We start from the raw sequence: 2,187 nt of genomic DNA, 5'->3' as shown, positions 1-2,187 counted from the left end.
TCACAGTTGCATCCGCGGGGTCCTTGATCGGGCATGGTGGGTGGATGCGTCGACGTGCCGTCCGTCCGCCGGTCCCGGTCTCGGAGTTTGCCGGGTTCCGGTTCCCACCGGAGGTGATCGTGCTGGCGGTCCACTGGTATCTCCACTACGCGCTGTCGTACCGGGACGTCGAGGAGCTCCTCGCCGAACCCGGCCTGGTCGTTGACCACGTGACCATGTACCGGTGGGTGCGCCGGTTCACCCCGCTGCTGATCGACGCGGCCCGGCCCTGCCGGCACACCCCCGGGGACCGGTGGCTCGTGGACGAGACGTCTGTGAAGGTCTCCGGCCGGTGGATCTACCTGTGGCGGGCGGTCGACCAGGACAGCCAGGTCATCGACATGTTCGCCGCCGAGCACCGGGACCTGCCCGCGGCCCGGCGGTTCTTCACCGCCGCCCTACCCCACGGCCGCAGACCGGTCGAGATGACCACCGACAAGGCGGCTTCCTACCCGCGGGCCCTCGACGAGCTGCTGCCCGCCGCCCACCACATCGACGCGTGGCGGGCGAACACCCGGATCGAGTCCGATCACAGCCAGCTGAAGGCCAGACTGCGGCCGATGCGCGGGCTGAAACGCCTGCGTTCCGCCCAGACGGTCAGCGTGGGGCATGCGTTCGTGCAGAACATCCGCCGCGGCCACTACGAACTCGGCGTCGACGCCGACCCGCGGCTGCGATTGTCGGCCGCCTTCACCGAGCTCACCCTGACAATCTGATCATCGGTTCGGCGGGGCCTGGCATGTCTTGCCTCCGCCGCACGCAACAGACCCGCTGCCACTGCCCCGCAGCGCGTCGCTCTGGCGGGATCACAGCTCATTCAAAGAAAGCCTGGTACGGAGTGCCCCGGAAGTGGCCGCGTAGCTCGGCGTAGTTCAGCACCGCCTCGCTGAGCGGGCGTGTCTCCTGCTGTTGCAGGAGAAGACAGCCGGACAGCAGATGCGGGGAAACGCCCAGAAAGTCCCAGATCCCCGCCATGCATTCCCCCGGTCTGTCCCGCAGGTCCTCATAGTAAATTTCGTGGATCTTCTCCGGGGAAAAACGGGCGAAGATGCGACCGTAGAATTCCTCGGCGCTTCTGAAGTAACTCTCGCAGCCTGCGGGGGACAGCTTCACCCGCGGCGGCACCGGCGCCGGGCCGTCCGCACTGGGGGCCAGCCAGCGGCCGCTCTCACGCGCCTGGATGAAGGACCGGAATGACTCGAGCAGGTTCCGTCGTTGGAGCGCGATTACTTTCAGGCGCGGCCAAGCCGCCAGCTCGTCAAAAAAGGTGGGACGTTCGTGGAACTGAGGTTCATTGACCTTGCAGCCGACGCAACTGACCTCGTATTTTTCATCTCGCCGCGGAAAGCGCACGAAGGCCAGCTCGAGCAGTTCACGATCGGACATTTCTGTACGATCGACACCGGGCCAGTCGGTGTCCCACGGATTAAGTATCTCTCCATTGGTCAAGACGTTCGGATGCTCGTTGGCCAGCGCCTTCAGGTGGTGTGATCCCGTTCGTGGCATTGCCAGTATGACAAATGGCTCTGGAGCCGACAGCGCCCGTCTCTCCTGGTTCATCGCGATCATTCCATTTCATTCAGCAACTCGTCTGTGGCTGGCATTGATTCTGACCTATCGGATCTCGTGCGAGCGGCGGTTTGGTTGTCAGTCGCCGCGGCTTCGCAGGCCGGTGCCCTTACCAGCTGTATCCCATCGGTGTGCCGGCGGCCGGGCCACCGCCTCCAGCAGCGGAGGACCGGAGACAAGACCCTGGTGGCCGTTAAGGGTGCGCGCCTCGCCTCCCTTATTTCCCATCGTGTCCGTTGTTCGTCACAGCGCGACAGGCTCCTGTGTGTCATCGAGTGGCCAGCTAGCAGATGCCCGCTCGCGACCATCCGGGAGATAATTTCGAGATGCGCGGCTGCATGCCTGCCGACCACGCAGGAGATTGCGAGGACCTCGTGCTCAGCGAATAGATCGAGGATCAGGAGTGTATAGCCTGGGTCTGGTCCGTCGTCGAACGCGAACGCGAGGACGATGCGGCGGGCTCCAGGCTCGTCGCCGACCGTATTTGGAGCCGGGTGGGCGCGTGTCACAGCTCGGGTCCATTCCGGTCGATGAGCTCTCCGGCCTGCCACTCGTCCATGGCACGCTCGATCGGGATGA

4 protein-coding genes are annotated in these 2,187 nt (G+C 64.9%); 1 reads left to right on the top strand and 3 read right to left on the bottom strand.

From position 1 onward, the window contains the following. Positions 1-44 precede the first annotated feature (44 nt). Entirely contained in the window at positions 45-755 is a 711-nt protein-coding gene (locus tag CV1CTNOD_RS11335; RefSeq protein ID WP_131786076.1) for an IS6 family transposase, read from the top strand. Between the two features lie 97 nt (positions 756-852). On the opposite strand, the gene CV1CTNOD_RS11330 is transcribed toward CV1CTNOD_RS11335, so the two are convergent. The 3 genes from CV1CTNOD_RS11330 to CV1CTNOD_RS11320 are packed head-to-tail and all read right to left on the bottom strand — an operon-like array spanning position 853 to position 2,179. Further along, a complete protein-coding gene (locus tag CV1CTNOD_RS11330) occupies positions 853-1,608 on the bottom strand; it encodes a sulfotransferase (RefSeq protein WP_242606596.1) in 756 nt (251 codons plus the stop codon). Next, positions 1,605-2,117: a polysaccharide deacetylase family protein gene (locus CV1CTNOD_RS28260; protein ID WP_165485450.1), complete on the bottom strand. Its 513-nt coding sequence runs from the start codon at positions 2,115-2,117 to the stop codon at positions 1,605-1,607. Before CV1CTNOD_RS28260 ends, CV1CTNOD_RS11330 begins: the two co-directional genes overlap by 4 nt. After that, a complete protein-coding gene (locus CV1CTNOD_RS11320; RefSeq protein ID WP_278043894.1) occupies positions 2,114-2,179 on the bottom strand; it encodes a hypothetical protein in 66 nt (21 codons plus the stop codon). Before CV1CTNOD_RS11320 ends, CV1CTNOD_RS28260 begins: the two co-directional genes overlap by 4 nt. Between the last annotated feature and the right edge of the window lie 8 nt (positions 2,180-2,187).

It is taken from the genome of Protofrankia symbiont of Coriaria ruscifolia, assembly GCF_900634745.1.
Lineage (GTDB): Bacteria > Actinomycetota > Actinomycetes > Frankiales > Frankiaceae > Protofrankia > Protofrankia californiensis.
Note: the sequence above shows the minus strand (reverse complement) of the source record. Positions and strands in the feature narration are given on the sequence as shown.